This is a genomic window from Nonomuraea sp. NPDC049152, from assembly GCF_040648355.1.
Taxonomy (GTDB): Bacteria; Actinomycetota; Actinomycetes; order Streptosporangiales; family Streptosporangiaceae; genus Nonomuraea.
In genome coordinates this window covers 130,752-144,402 of record NZ_JBEZDO010000007.1, presented here as the reverse complement: position 1 = coordinate 144,402, position 13,651 = coordinate 130,752, and the positions used below count along the sequence as shown (strand labels likewise).

Sequence of the window (13,651 nt, the reverse complement as noted above, 5' to 3'; positions counted from 1 at the left end):
GGCGAAACCATAGAAGTTCGGGGTCTATGTCACCGTCGTTCGCGCACAGCTGGCGACCGGCGATCGAGAAGGGGCACGGGACTGCTCCGGCGAACAAGTTGATCGGCTGACCGCCTGAAAGCGGTCGCGGTGAAGTCCGCTGCTGATCCTCGGACGCGAGTTCGTTGGCGGGTGAGTGCCTGGTGTTCGATGTCGTTGAGCTCGGGGCTGCGGGGCGGGAGGTGGAACAGCTCCACCCCGATCTTCGCCAACTGGTCGCGGCGGCCCTTGAACGCCTTGTCCACGTGCGCGTAGGCGTTGTCCAGCACCACCGTGCACGGCCTCGGCCGCCGCCAGACGGGCAGGGCGGCACCGACACCGTCTGCCGCCAGGGACAGGGCGCCGGCCCCACCGGGCAGACCGGCCACCCGGGAGCAGACGAACTCCAGCAGCACGGCCGCGTCGATCTTGCCGGGGATGTGCTCCCACAGCAGGTCATGAGAGGTGCCCACGACCAGGGCGCCCAGCGCGTTGACCCCGCCGGCCACGGGTGTCCTCGCGCGGCACCACCGCGCGCTGCCGGATGCACGACCAGGTGTAGTGGGCGCGAAGCCCGACCTGCACTGCCGCGCGCACCGTAACCGGGTTGCATTCCAGCAGGTCGGCGACCTGCGACACGGTCAGCCCTCGGCCCAGCAGCTGGACGCACTCCAGCCGCCGCCGCTCGTTCAGTGAAAGATCACGCCCGGCCCGCTGCCGCACCCCGGCCTGCTGCTCGGGCGTCAACTCCACCGTCAGGTCTTCGGCATCACCATTTCCGCCAAAGCTCCTACTCCAACGGGGAGTTGACCTCACCAAGACCGTTAGCGCGACACAAGGAAGTGGACCTCGCGGGGCCTGACCTCCAGGTCACTCAGGCCGTCGGGCGTCGCGTCCATCTCCCGGGCGAGGTCAGCCGTCGCCAGGAAGGCCTCCTCGGACTCGAACGCGCCGGTGGTGACGACGGCGTCGCCGTCCGGGGTGACCCAGACCCCGACGGACTCGAAGCCCGCCTGCCGCCGCATCGCCTCGGCGACCTGGTGGCACTCGGCGAGGAACGCATCGACGTGCTCGGGGGCCGGGTAGTGGAAGGCAACGAAACCGAATGACATGACGTGTCCCCTCTCGGGTTATACGATACCGTACAACGTGAGGCTAGACCTGTTGTACGGCTTCGTACAACAGGTCTGAGAGGGTGAGGTGGGCCACAGATGGGCGCGTTGCGGACACCGCGGGAGCAGTGGATCGAGGAGGGGCTGCGGGCGCTGGCCGCAGGCGGTGTGGACGCGGTGCGGATCGAGGCGCTCGCCAAGGCGCTGGGGGTGACCAAGGGGGGCTTCTACGGCTACTTCGCCGACCGCGACGCACTGCTGACCGAGATGCTGGACACCTGGGAGCGCGAGAGCGTCGACGACGTAATCGACCGGGTCGAGCGGGAGTGCGGCAACCCGCGCGACAAGGTCCGCCTGGCCGGGCGGCTCACCTTCTCCAGCGACCGCCTGCTGCCCATCGACCTGGCCATCCGCGAATGGGCCCGCCGCGACCACACCGTCGCCGCCCGCCTGCGCCGCGTGGACAACAAGCGCATTCAGTTGGCGCGTGACGCGATCAGCACCTTCTGCGCCGACCCTGACGAGGTCGAGGCGCGCGCCCTGCTCGCATTCTGCACGGCCATCGGTAGCCACTTCCTCGCCGCCGACCACCCCGGCCGCACCCGCGCCCCGGTCATCGCCCGCGCCGCCGACATCATCCTCGACCTCCCACACGACAACCCCGGTGGATGACACCTTCCCAGACCCCTGGCCGCCGCCGGCAACGCCCGGGGTGCTCATGACGCGCCAGCCGGTCGCGTTCCTCGACGGCTCTCGTCTGCCATATTGAGGAACTGGCCAAGCTGGAGCGCCCGGAGCGAAGCGAGGACGTACGACCTTGAGCAGTGACGAGAGACGGCCATGATTCGGCCACGAGGATGGGCGGTCCGCCCCACATCGACACTCAGCGAGCAGCGGAAGCGCGCCTCAGGGAGACCTTCCATAGAGTCAGCACGATCGTTTAATTATGTGAGCGCCGCAAGGAATTGGCGGTAGGGAAAACCTCCTAAGTGACACGCACCCTCGATACCAATCGCCGAACTTGTCTGCCTGTGGATGACCGCCGACGGCGGCGCGGCGAACCCGCTGTCGGCTCAGCCTGCGGTGACCTTGGCGTAGTGGTACACCTCGGGCGGGAGGGGATGGTCCAGGCGCCAAACGAACCTGATAGGTCGTTCACCATCGTGGCTCACGTATCGCATGGGACCGGCGTAGGTGTACGGCGGAGCCCCCAGCCCTTCATCGCGCTTGGACTGCCGGATCAGGAGATGAACCGTGGACGCACCCGTCAGATAGCGGCGAGCAGTAGCGGTCGAGGACCGCAGGGTGCTCTGCGACTCCCACTGGAACAGCTGCTCGCTGATCGCCCGATCATGGTAGAGCGTGGTGGGAGAGTAGTGGTCCTCGGACTTGTCGATGGTGACGAAGAACAGGTCCGAGCCGTGCTCCTCGACGTACTTGACCCCTTCTCGCATATGCGCGGGCTTGTCGATGCCGAAGGCAGCCAGCACCTCGTTCTTGCTGTATTGCGCATGGACGTGCAATGGCACGACAGGATCCAGACGCGGGGCCACGTGACGGATTCCCGAGCGCAGGACGTCCGCCAACTCCTTGAGCTCCGCGGCGCGAGCACCCGTGAGCCGCGCGAGCCGGGCTTCCATCCCAGAGATTGGCTCGCTGCCACCCCACAACATCGCATCCAGCATGGCCATGAGGCGGAGCTCGCGCGGGGACTGCGGAATTCGGCCGGCCAGCACCTCGGTCAAGAAGGCGAGACGCTCGACGTCGTCAATATGCAGCATTCTGCCGAAAGCCCGTCCGAGCCCTTCGTCAGGGGATGCAGCTTCTATACCCGCGGTATGCCGCAGGGAGGCCCAGCCCTGACGGCGCCGATAAAGATCCTCCACGTCCAGCCCTGTCTCCTGGAGAAACTCGGGCATACTGACGTCCCCGAGGTCGCGGAGCTCGCGTGCCAGATCCCGCCAGTTCAGGCTGAGCGCTTGCCGGACGTTCTCGAGGACCAGCCGGCGCACATCACGGTCTAGGTCGATCACGCAGCCGGCGGGCAGGGTCGGGAACCCCTGCTCGATCTCTCGTGCGATTCCGGTACGGCTGGCGCCGGTGAGGGCGCGATAGCGCCGGTCGAAGCGGAATTGTTTGTGCTGATGGCCGACGAAGTCGAGTACGGTCAGGCACGGCTTATCGTCGGCCAGTCGCAGGCCTCGCCCGAGTTGCTGCAGGAAGATGGTGGCGCTGTCGGTGGGGCGCAGGAAGAGCACGGTGTCGATCTCCGGAATGTCGATGCCCTCGTTGAAGAGGTCAACGGTGAACACCGCGTTGATCCGCCGGTCTCTCAGGTCTCGTAGCGCCTGGGAACGTTCGCCCGCCGGACTCTGCGCGGTAACAGCCACCGAGGGGAGCCCGGCTCGGGTGAAGTGGTCGGCCATGAACCGGGCGTGGTCGATGCTTACGCAGAAGCCGATAGCCCGCATCCGCCCCACATCGCCAATCTTGCGCTGCAACGTCTCCAACACCACAGCGACGCGGCGGTCGTTACCGGTGTAGACGTTCGAGAGCTGGCCCGCGTCGTACCCTTGGCCCCGCCGCCAGCCAACCTGGCGCAGGTCAGTGCCGTCGTGGACGCCGAAATACTGGAACGGAGCCAAGAGCCCTCGCTCCAGTGCCTCCCACAAGCGCAGTTCGGTGGCGATCCGGCCACCGAACCAGTGCTTGATGTCCTGGCCGTCGGCGCGTTCCGGCGTCGCGGTCAGCCCCAAGAGCACCTTCGGCCGCACCGCCGACAGCAGGCGTCGGTACGTCGAGGCCTCGGCATGGTGGAACTCATCCACGATCACCATGTCGAACCTGTCCGGCTCCGGCAGCGGGTTGGCGTGCAACGACTGGACGGAGGCGAACACGTGCCGCCACCGCTCGGGGCGAGCGCCGTCAACGTACAGCTCGCCGAGCGTCTCATCCCGCATCACCTGCCGGAAGGTGAGCAGGCTCTGCCGCAGAATCTCGGCACGATGGGCGACGAATAGCAGCGAATCCGCCTGCCCGGCCGCACGCAGACGCCGATAGTCCAGCGCGGCGACCACAGTCTTGCCGGTACCCGTGGCCATGACGACCAAGTTTCGCCACCGACCGTGAATCTGCCGTTCGGCGTCGAGCTCGTCGAGGATCTCACGCTGATAGGAGTAAGGCCGGACGTCGACGTGCGCGAAATCGAGCACGGCCACCCGGCCGCCGGCCCGCTCGGCGGACAGGGCACGGTCAAGCCGCTCGGCATCCTGCGCCGGATCATAGGGCTCGAAAGACGGATCGCCCCAGTAGTCGTCGAACGTGGCGATGAACGTGTCGATCAGATGGGGCTGTTCGGCTTGAGCGAGTCGTACGTTCCACTCGAGTCCATGGCTGAGGGCAGTTCGCGACAGGTTGGAGGAGCCCACATAGGCAGTCGACAAGCCGCTGCCCCGATGGAACAGCCATGCCTTCGCATGCAGTCTCGTCATCCGGGTGTCATAGGAGACGCGGATCTCGGCGCCCATAGCCGCCAGCCGGTCCAGCGCGAGGCGGTCAGTGGCGCCGATGTACGTGGTGGTCACCACCCTTAGCCGGCCGCCACGCGCCAGAAATTCCTCGATCGCCTCCGCCAGTACCCGTACGCCGTTCCACTTCACAAACGCGCAGAGCAGGTCCACGTGATCGGCGGAGGCAAGCTCGCGCTTGAGCTCATGGCCGATCTCCGGCTGCCCCCTGCCGTTAACCAGCAATGCACTAGCGGTCAGAGGGATCACAGGACGCGCGGGAAACCGTACCTGGCGGGCCGCGTCTCTGCTCCTGGCGATGCCCAGCAGTTCCTCGGCGGCCTCCACGAGTTCCTCGGGGCAGGCGGCCTCGGGCACCAGGTCGCCGATGAGGTCGGCGATCCGGTTGACAATCTCTACCTGCCGGGCCAGCCGCACGGCATCGCTGTCACCCCGTACGGAACGCAGCGCACGACGGGTGAGCGCGGCAAGATGCCTGGCCAAGGTCTCGTGTGAGTCGGCGATGTCCAATGAACGCCGGTCGATCAGCTCGCGATCAGATACCGCTTGCAGGAGGGCGTCTACCTCACGGGTAATCAGATGTTGGTAGATGCCCGGCTGAAGATCGCTCACCTCGGCGACTATAGGGTGTGGCCGGCTACGGCATATGCGAAAGTCAGCGACCGTCTGTCCTGACGCGGCGGGAAGATCGTCCTACACTGCCGACCGTGGACTGGATCGAGCGGATCGCGGAGATCCGGCGCTGGACCAGAGGCGGCGAGCGAGCACCGCACAAGCCGCTCCTTCTCCTGTACGTCCTGGGCCATTTCCAGCGGCACGGTAACCGCCCCATCCCGTTCAGCGCCGCCGAGGCCGAGCTCAAGAAACTACTCAAGAGTACGGCCCGCCCCGCGACACCAGCCCTGGCTACCCGTTCCATCACTTGACGAGCGACGGCCTGTGGCTGGTCGACACCCGCCACGGCCCGGGCAGCCCAGGCCCAGAGTTGGGTCGGTTGCGCGACAGCCAGGCCAGCGGCCGCCTCCACCCCGATCTGGCCCGCGCGCTGTCGGAGGAGCCCGGGCTGCTGGGCCGGATCGCCCGCTACATCCTCGACGCCAACTTCGCCTCATCCCTGCATACGGACCTGTGCATGCTGGCCCGCCTGGACCTGGAGAGGCTCGAAACCGGCGGGGAGCTCAGAACATCGCTGGCCGTACGCCGTGACCCGGGCTTTCGTGACCGGGTACTCATGGCATACGAGTACTGCTGCGCGTTCTGCTCCTACGACGGCTGGCTGGACGGCGCGGCGGTCGGCCTAGACGCGGCGCACGTGCGCTGGTGGGCCTTTGACAGTCCCGATGAGTTGGCCAACGGGTTGCGCCTATGCGCGATCCACCACAAGCTGTTCGACAAGGGTATCCCGGGACTGACCACGGGCCGGACCATCGCCGTCTCGGCCAGTTCGTCGGCCGATCGGAAGCCTCCCGCGGTATGGTCCTCTCCCTGGCCGGTCGCCCGGCCCCGAGCCCCAGCCGGGCCTGGAGGCGGTCGATAAGGACCACATCGACTGGCACGGCCGCCAGGTCTTCCTTACGCCCGCCCGCGGCTGAGGTATCGGCCGTACCCGGATAGCCCCGAACCGGCGCTCACCTGAGAAAACGTCGGCAAGACCATCCCGCGAATATCCCGCGAGCACTGACTGGCGGCGGCATCGACCGCACACGACTGCCCTGAAAGCAATAGACCTGCGGCCGGGAAGCCGCAGGTCAGGTGCCGAAATGGCTGATCAACTGTGTGCCCCCGGCAGGGCACACAGCAAAACTACGGCACTTCCACCTGCGGTTTCGTGTGGCCGCCTCGTCGTCGAGGCTCGCGCTGAGGTGGTAAAGGGTGGTGCCGGGGACCGATGAGCTCGTCTTCATACGCGACGGCCGATCGTTGGATCCGTTGGACGACTACCTCGTCTGTGATACTGGTCGCGGGAATAGCCGCGGTGGTTTCGTACCGGCATATGCACAAGCTGGCGCTCCGCCACGGCGAGAGCGAGCTCGGGGCGATGCTGATCCCGCTTGCAGTGGATGGCATGATCGTGGCCTCGTCGATGTCCATCCTGCTGGCGAGCCGGTATGGCCGCCGGGGAGGGGTGTTGGCGTGGCTTCTGCTGATCGTCGGCAGCCTGGCCAGCCTTGGTGCCAACGTGGCTGTCGCCGATGCGACGCTGATCGCCCGGATCATCGCCGCGTGGCCGTCGTTTGCATTGATCGGCGCCTACGAGATGCTGATGGGTCAGGTCCGACAGCGCCATGCCATCCGGGAGATGGGTACCTGCGCGCCGCACGAGAGTAGCGGGATGGACGCTGACCTTCAAGATCTTCGCCGAACGGCCTGGCGGTGGGCGCTCGCCAATCGCAGCCAGGACGGAAGCCTTCCCTCGGGCGCCGTTATCGCTACCCAGTTCTCGCGCAGTGCGCGATGGGGCCGTTGGATAAAGCGCGCCGGGGCGGCGGGCGACCTGGGCTGAGGGCCACTCTGTCAGATTGTGATTTAACGTGCGCCACGAGCGCGGGAGGTGAGGTTGTTGTGTAGGCGACCTCGCTGGATGCGGTGCTGTGCAGGAGATGAAGGTGGGACCTTCGGCGTCGCCCTGCGGGGGGAGGCGTCAAACCGCACCAGAGCTGCGTTGGCTGAAGACCGTCGTGGTGAGCGTCTCGGGGAAAAGGCGCACGTTGATGCGTCAGGTGGGGACCGGGAAGGCGAGCGCGAGCGAACCGCTGTGGACGTGTCGTAACAAGCAGCTGACATCCAACCGGGCAGGTTAAGGCCTGGGATGAGCCTGGCGGTGCCCGTCTATTGGCCGTGGTGTCCGGCATGGAGGCGGCGCGAGTCCGGTCTGCGGCCTCTGCGGAGCCCTACCCCAGGTGGCGCAGGAGTTCGCGGATGTCCGCCAGGTCCAGGCCGTAGCTGCCGACGGGCTCTTCGACGAGGTCTGCAAGCTGGCGCACCTCTGGGTCGTCCAGGATGCTGCTCATGAACTCGAGCTTTGCCTCGAGACGCAGTTGGACCACTTCGTCGATGGTGCCTTCCGCGACGAGAACGGTGACCCTGGTCTCCGTTCCAGGGGCCAAGCCCAAGCGGTGGATGCGGTCAAGGCTCTGCAGGAACCGGCCGGCCATGAAGTCGCGATCGACGTAGATTGCGTCGTGGCAGACCTGGTGCAGGCTTATGCCCTCACCGAGGGTGGCGGGATTTGAGATCAGCACCATGCAGTCGGGATCTTCGCGAAACCGTCGGATCTCCTCGTCCCGGTCGGCCGTGCCGCCGTGGACGACGGCCGGGCAGTGGGGGGAGAGGAGCTCGGCCAGGGTGGTGATGTTGCGCACGAAGGTCGTCCACACGATCGTCTTGCGGCCGGCTGCTGCGTTGGTGGCGACGATCTGGACGGTCTCCTGGAACTTGGGGGAGAGTTCGTAGCTGGGTAGGTCGCGCAGAAGCGCATAGAGAGAGTCTCCGGGGGTGGCCTCCAGTGGCGATGGCCCGTAGGCGAGCGGCTCGTACGGGCTGCTGCCCTCGATCAGAAGCGCCGGGCTGGTTGCGGCCATGAGCAGGCGCAGCGCTGCCCGGCCGAGGGCTTCGATGTCGTCGCGGCATGCCTCAGCCCGTGCAGAGAAATTTCCCTTGAGTGCCTCGTACACCTCCCGATGGATCGGCGGCAGACTGACATAGCGAACTTTCGGCTCGAACGGCGGCAGGCCCAGTTCCCGCTTGGTGGTGCGGGTGAACAGCGGCCGCAGCACGGTGCTGGCGTAGGCGAGGTCGCCGCCGCGTACGGCGTCAGAGACAACGCGTTTGCCGCGGCCTGGCCAGACGAACGACAGCAGGTTCTCCAGGTCCCGAGCCCCGTTTGGGGCCGGAGTGCCGGTGAGGATGAGCCGCCGAGCGGCGGTGGGCCCGAGTGCGAGGCAGGCTGAGCCATAGGTTCCATTGGCGCCGAGCTTCATGCGGTGGGCCTCGTCGAGCACCAGCATCGATGGCGCGGCACCCAGCCAGGGTACGAGTCTGGGGACAGCCCGGGACAGACGCTCGTAGTTGACCAGCAGCACCTCGGCACCATAGTCGGGAGTGTGGGTCATGACAGCGGTGCGCGGCGGCGCTCGGAAGCAGAGCTGGCTTTCTGTCAGCCAAGCCTCGTAGGCGGACTTGGGTCCGACGACGAGGAGCCGCTTGGCCAGGCCCTGTTCGCGCATGGCGGCGTAGACAGCGAGTGAGACGCGGGTCTTGCCAGCGCCGGGGACGCTGAAATTCGCGCCGTGGCCGAGCGACAGCAGCCGTGCGGCGTCACGGAGCTGGAAAGGAGTGAGGTCACCGATCCAGCTTTCGCCGAGCAGCCCGAGCATGTCGTCTGGTGCTATCGCGCCTTGGCCGACGTCTGCGCCGCTGCGGAGTGTCTGCTCGGCCCGCTCGGCGTCGTCGAGGACGCCGTTAACGAGTTGGAGAAGCGCGTCTTCCCACTCGACGCCGTCGTGGCGCCAGGAGCCGAGCTCGATGAGGCGGTCGAGGAAGTCGTCAAGGTCGAACTCCCCCACCAGCGGCCCGCGCTGGCCGCCTGGGGCGATGCGTGCGGCGAGGTCCGCGAAATCCTGCTCGTGCCCGGGCATGGTGCGCAGGACCACGCGGGTTCGCGAGACGTCGAATGCGATCCGCAGCGACGGCTCCGTCTGTGCCGCCGTCACCGCTGCCTCCCCACGGCCCTATTGAGCCATGTCAGTCCCTCGCCTGGGAGCGGTACGCTCTTGCCGGCCTCGATGGCAACGCGCTCCATGATGATGCGCAGCTGCAGTAGGGCGTCGTCGAACGCGCCTTCATCCAGACTCCCGTTGCCGCGGGCGAGGACGAGGTCGGTAACACACTGCTCAAGGTCATTGCACGCGTCGGCGACCCGGTCGGGGGCGGCGAGGCGCTTCTTACGGAGCCGGAAGTCCTTGCCGGCGAACTCCAGCGCCTCGTCGAAGACCTTGTGTGCGCGGTCGAAGACCTCTGCTGCTGCCCTCTGCTCCTCGGTGGTCGCGGTGGAGCCTGCTGCCTTGACAGCTTTGGCCCGCAGGAGGGAGTCGGTGAGCGCCTTGGCTGCGGTGACCCTCGCGCTGGCAGCTTGGACAGTGCGGCCGAGGCCAGGGATGGCTACAGCTGTGGTCTCCTGTGCGGGTGCCAACCTGAGCTCTGCGGGCAGCCGCTGCTCCAGGAATCGCTCGTGGAAGTCGGGCTGGATGAACCGGACGTCCGTCTTGGCGAATTCGAGCACGATGGCCGCGAGACGGCCCTCCTTCATCAGGTCGGCACGCTCCCGGTTACGCGCGGATTCGGTGTTGTAGGTGCGATAGAGCTCAAGGAACCTCTCCTTTGCGTTCTCGAAATCCATGAGCCGTAGCGAGGCAGCGCTGGTAGCACTGCGGTTGAGGAGATCCCGCAACTGGGCCAGGATCCATAGGTCACGGTCACAGGCCGGTGTCGTGGTATGGAAGTTCCGGGCGATTTCCGGCAGAGGCTTGCCGAGCTTCACCTGCTCCTCCAGGGCGAGCAGGTGGTTGATGTAGGAGTAGTCCCGCCGGGTGTCCGGGCGCAGCTGGAGGGAGAGCTCAACAGCGTGGATGTCGTTCCATGTGCAGCTCTCAGGCAGGACGCCGACCCGCATGTTGGGTCGCCCAAGTTCCTTGAGGGCGGCGCGGCGAGTGTTGCCGTTAACGAGGATGCCGTCGCGGGTGATCAGCCCGGGTTCGTTCTGCTGGTACTCACGCAGGCTCTCCGTCAGGTCCTCGAAGGCCTTGTCGGTCGTGGAAGGGTCGGCCGGCAGTGCCTTCAGCAGGGAATGGAGGTAGTCCTGGCTCTCAGGGCTCCAGGGTTCCTCGTCCAGTGCCCGGTCCCGGGCCGGGTCGTAGGCGCGCTGGGCGCGGATGCGGTGCGTGCCGGGGTTGTAGCGCAGGACTTCGACCGGCATGTCGATGACCTCGACATGGGTGGGCTTTCCGCGCCATTCGACTGTCAGCGTCTCCGGGACTCCGCTCCCGTTGCGCAGCTCCTTCAGTCGCTGAGCCACGAGCTCGCGGTTGTCGGCAGCCTCGCGGGGCTGGCCAAAGTCGATCGACACGTGAGTGCTCCTTCGCGTGGGTGAAAGCGATCAAAAAGCTGCCAGGGAGGCACCGGCACACGGGTTGCGGCGCCGGACCCGCGGCCTCGGAGAAGGGGGCTACTGGAGCATGCTGCGGACCTCGGCGCGCGCCGACGCTGGCAGGGTTCGGTAGACGCCCCAAAGCTTCTCGACCTCGTTGAAGCTGCGGGCGTCCTGCTCCATCCAGGCGGACAGCATCTTGCGCTCGTACGCCGACAGCTGCGCCAGTGCCGCCGCGAGGGTGCCTAGATCACAGTCGGCGTCACGCCCGCCGACGCGGCATCGGTTGCATTCGGTGACCAACTGCACTTCGGTGCCACTACCGGGCAAAGTGACCTGGCGCCGCGCAATGTCCAGATGGGAGGTTGCTCCGTAGCCGTCGGCGTACGCTTCACCGTTTCCGATGCCGCAGGTCCGGCACAGATAGTTGTCCTCCATCAGCACGGCACGGCGCTGTACGGCTCCCATGGACTCGGTCGCCTTGCGGCTTGCCATGCCGGGCTCCCACACCGGCAGACCCTGCCGCACGAACCGGTGCTCTCTGGGATCGAGAGCCGGATCCTCCCGGTTGGTGTCGATCTGCCACTCGTGGTCTCGCAACTCCCTCATACGGCGGTCGACCTGACTGACCCCGTCGAACGCAGTCCGCAGCTGCTCCTTGGTAAACACGCTCCCGATTCCGACCTCCTGAACCAGCCACAGCGCCACGCGCTTCTTGGTGCCGAGTCCCTCGTCCGTCCAGGACGGTATTGTCACCATGCTCCTCGGATCCTCTCGTCTACAACGTGATGACGGCCCGGGGCTGTTAGCGGGCCGGTTCCGCCAGCTCCTCCAGCGAAGCGCAAGCATCTGCGTTACGGGAAGCCTTTTCTGTCCCTGCTATGTCCCGCCTTGCTGCTGTGTCCCGCAGTGTCTCTCTGGCGCGACAGGACCCTCAATTGTCATAGGCGTCCGCAAAGATGGAGCTGATATCCCAGAGGGACCCCAAGGAGTTGTCTGTGCCTCCACGCGGGCGAACGAAGCCCCTTCCAGCCTCCCTTTCACCGGCACGGCGCGAACTCGCCCAGGCGGTGCGCAATCTGTTGCACGATACGGGCGGGTCATTGCGCAGCGTCGAGCGTCAGATTCACCGCTCCCGCTCCGCCCTCAACCGGCTTGCGTCGGGGCAGGTACAGAATCCCGACACACAGACGGTCCTCGAACTCCGCCGACTCGCGGAGCGCAAGAAACCTGCCGAGACCGTGGCCGAGAAGGAGCTGCAACGCCTCCTGCAGCGAGTCTTGGACGAGGACAAGCACACCGCCGCAGGGCCGGCCGCGGATGCCGTTGCGCACGCGGATAGTGGGGCACCGGCGGCAACGGCGGCCGGGACCGGCGCTCCGTCCGTTGCGCCGGTCCCTGCCACAGATGGGGACCGGCGCAACAACTTGGCGGTGGACGTACTTTGGCCGGTCGACGAACTGGCGCTGTATCTGGACAGCGGCCGTTACGAGCACGCCGTCGGAATGTTGGACTATGCCGGCGGCAAGGCGCCTGCGGTAGAGGCCGCCGCCGCGATCCAGGCGTGCCGGGGCCGGGGTCTTACGGAGGCTACGAATACCCTCCTCCGGAAGGTCGGGAGCAGGCCCGAAAGGATCGTCATCGCAGTAGTCAGCCATCTGATAGACGTCGGCAATGTCACGGATGCCCAGGCACTGGCACGACTCCGCTGCAGCGTTCAGGATGCAGGAGCAACCCCGGTTTGAACCCCAGTGACACATCGCGATCATGGTTGGGATCTGCGCTGGTAGTGCCAGTGGCGGGCTGTTGCCTGATGGCGGCGGCGCCAGTCTGACCAGCGCAGAGATGTCCGTGATCGTGTGGGTCGTGGTGAGGTTGAGCGCGGCCAGCAGCCGGCGGATCTCAAGGCGTCGGCGCAGGTGTGGGCCACGTTGCTGGACGAGGGCCTCTACCTGTGCTCGATCTCCACCATGTACCGGCTGCTGCGCGAGCGCGGCGAGGTGCGCGAGCGCCGGCGCCAGACCACACACGCGGCCGGGGCGCGGCCGGGTCGCCCGCGCCCCGTCGGAGGTTTTCACCTGGGGCATCACCAAACTGAAGGGAGCGGTCAAGGGCGTCTACTACGACCTGTATGTCATGATCGACATCTACTCGCGCTACGTCGTGCACTGGGAGGTCCACGCCCGCGAGAACGCCGAGCTGGCCGAACAGTTCGTTGCCGCAGCCTCGGTCCATCTGGGCACCGCCGGCCAGATCCGGGCCGAGCGAGCCCGGACGCTCCAGGCCGCCTACGCCGCCAACCCCGGCCGGTTCCGCCGCAAGCCCACCCCGTTCAGCCTGTCCAAGGCGGTCTGGATCAACGAACCCGTCAAGGAGGAAACCAACTCCGATACAGAACAAGTCGCCTGAACAGCTACCGATGGGTGAATTAGATTGTGTGTGGACGGGCGGACGACCTTGAGAGACGCTGATGAAGTGACGGACGAGCGTTGCATCCATGAACTCATCCTGGGCCAATGCGCTGACTGTGCGCCAATCCCGCGCGGCCTCACCAAGATGGTCTATGTGACGAAGGGCGGCTCGGTCTTCCACCGCCATCCGGACTGTGCAGCCTTACTGGAAGGGCAAGGAAAGGCTTTACGATTCGGCCAGCAGATCCATAATCCCTTACCGGTCGCCCTGCGTGACGCCCAGTCTGTTGGGCGAGGCGCCTGCATCCCATGTTTCCCGGATTACTTGCCGTCAGGTGCCAAGCCCTGCAATGTTCGGCACGGAGCGCAGTGGCTACCGGGGATACTCCTCGAGTGGCACCACTCGGGGGAAGGACGATGGAGCGGCGTAGTCGGGTA

The 13,651-nt window shown here is 66.4% G+C and carries 11 protein-coding genes and 1 pseudogene; 4 read left to right on the top strand and 8 right to left on the bottom strand.

Annotation, left to right across the window (positions count from 1 at the left end):
• Positions 1-29: 29 nt before the first annotated feature.
• The 3 genes from AB0B45_RS15610 to AB0B45_RS15600 form a co-directional block, all read right to left on the bottom strand.
• Entirely contained in the window at positions 30-527 is a 498-nt protein-coding gene (locus AB0B45_RS15610; protein ID WP_358130635.1) for a hypothetical protein, read from the bottom strand.
• Complete coding sequence (locus tag AB0B45_RS15605) at positions 475-741, bottom strand: helix-turn-helix domain-containing protein (protein ID WP_358131085.1); 267 nt, start codon at positions 739-741, stop codon at positions 475-477. Before AB0B45_RS15605 ends, AB0B45_RS15610 begins: the two co-directional genes overlap by 53 nt.
• Positions 742-842: 101 nt before the next feature.
• On the bottom strand, positions 843-1,130 hold the full coding sequence (locus AB0B45_RS15600) for an antibiotic biosynthesis monooxygenase (protein ID WP_358130633.1): 288 nt from the start codon (positions 1,128-1,130) through the stop codon (positions 843-845).
• A 99-nt stretch (positions 1,131-1,229) separates the two neighbouring features.
• Here AB0B45_RS15600 and AB0B45_RS15595 point away from each other — a divergent pair, with 99 nt between their 5' ends.
• A complete protein-coding gene (locus tag AB0B45_RS15595; protein ID WP_358130631.1) occupies positions 1,230-1,802 on the top strand; it encodes a TetR/AcrR family transcriptional regulator in 573 nt (190 codons plus the stop codon).
• Positions 1,803-2,203: 401 nt separating this feature from the next.
• Here AB0B45_RS15595 and AB0B45_RS15590 read toward each other — a convergent pair whose 3' ends face one another.
• The gene (locus AB0B45_RS15590) at positions 2,204-5,269 is read right to left on the bottom strand and encodes a DUF3427 domain-containing protein (protein WP_358130629.1); all 3,066 of its coding nucleotides are present in this window, start codon (positions 5,267-5,269) and stop codon (positions 2,204-2,206) included.
• 95 nt (positions 5,270-5,364) lie between these two features.
• On the opposite strand from AB0B45_RS15590, the pseudogene AB0B45_RS15585 reads away from it, so the two are divergent.
• A pseudogene (locus tag AB0B45_RS15585) lies at positions 5,365-6,249 on the top strand (phosphorothioated DNA-binding restriction endonuclease).
• A 296-nt stretch (positions 6,250-6,545) separates the two neighbouring features.
• Entirely contained in the window at positions 6,546-7,160 is a 615-nt protein-coding gene (locus tag AB0B45_RS15580; RefSeq protein WP_358130627.1) for a DUF2637 domain-containing protein, read from the top strand.
• 388 nt (positions 7,161-7,548) lie between these two features.
• Here the strand turns inward: AB0B45_RS15580 and AB0B45_RS15575 are convergent, their stop codons facing one another.
• From AB0B45_RS15575 to AB0B45_RS15560, 4 genes are all read right to left on the bottom strand, one after another.
• Positions 7,549-9,369, bottom strand: coding sequence for a DEAD/DEAH box helicase (locus AB0B45_RS15575; RefSeq protein WP_358130624.1), 1,821 nt, complete (start codon positions 9,367-9,369; stop codon positions 7,549-7,551).
• On the bottom strand, positions 9,366-10,781 hold the full coding sequence (locus AB0B45_RS15570; protein ID WP_358130621.1) for a transcriptional regulator: 1,416 nt from the start codon (positions 10,779-10,781) through the stop codon (positions 9,366-9,368). The genes AB0B45_RS15575 and AB0B45_RS15570 overlap by 4 nt, the downstream gene beginning before the upstream one ends.
• Positions 10,782-10,880: 99 nt before the next feature.
• Positions 10,881-11,561: a hypothetical protein gene (locus tag AB0B45_RS15565; RefSeq protein ID WP_358130618.1), complete on the bottom strand. Its 681-nt coding sequence runs from the start codon at positions 11,559-11,561 to the stop codon at positions 10,881-10,883.
• A gap of 341 nt (positions 11,562-11,902) precedes the next feature.
• Positions 11,903-12,913, bottom strand: coding sequence for a hypothetical protein (locus AB0B45_RS15560; protein ID WP_358130615.1), 1,011 nt, complete (start codon positions 12,911-12,913; stop codon positions 11,903-11,905).
• A 25-nt stretch (positions 12,914-12,938) separates the two neighbouring features.
• Here AB0B45_RS15560 and AB0B45_RS15555 point away from each other — a divergent pair, with 25 nt between their 5' ends.
• Positions 12,939-13,211, top strand: coding sequence for a hypothetical protein (locus tag AB0B45_RS15555; protein ID WP_358130612.1), 273 nt, complete (start codon positions 12,939-12,941; stop codon positions 13,209-13,211).
• Positions 13,212-13,651: the final 440 nt, after the last annotated feature.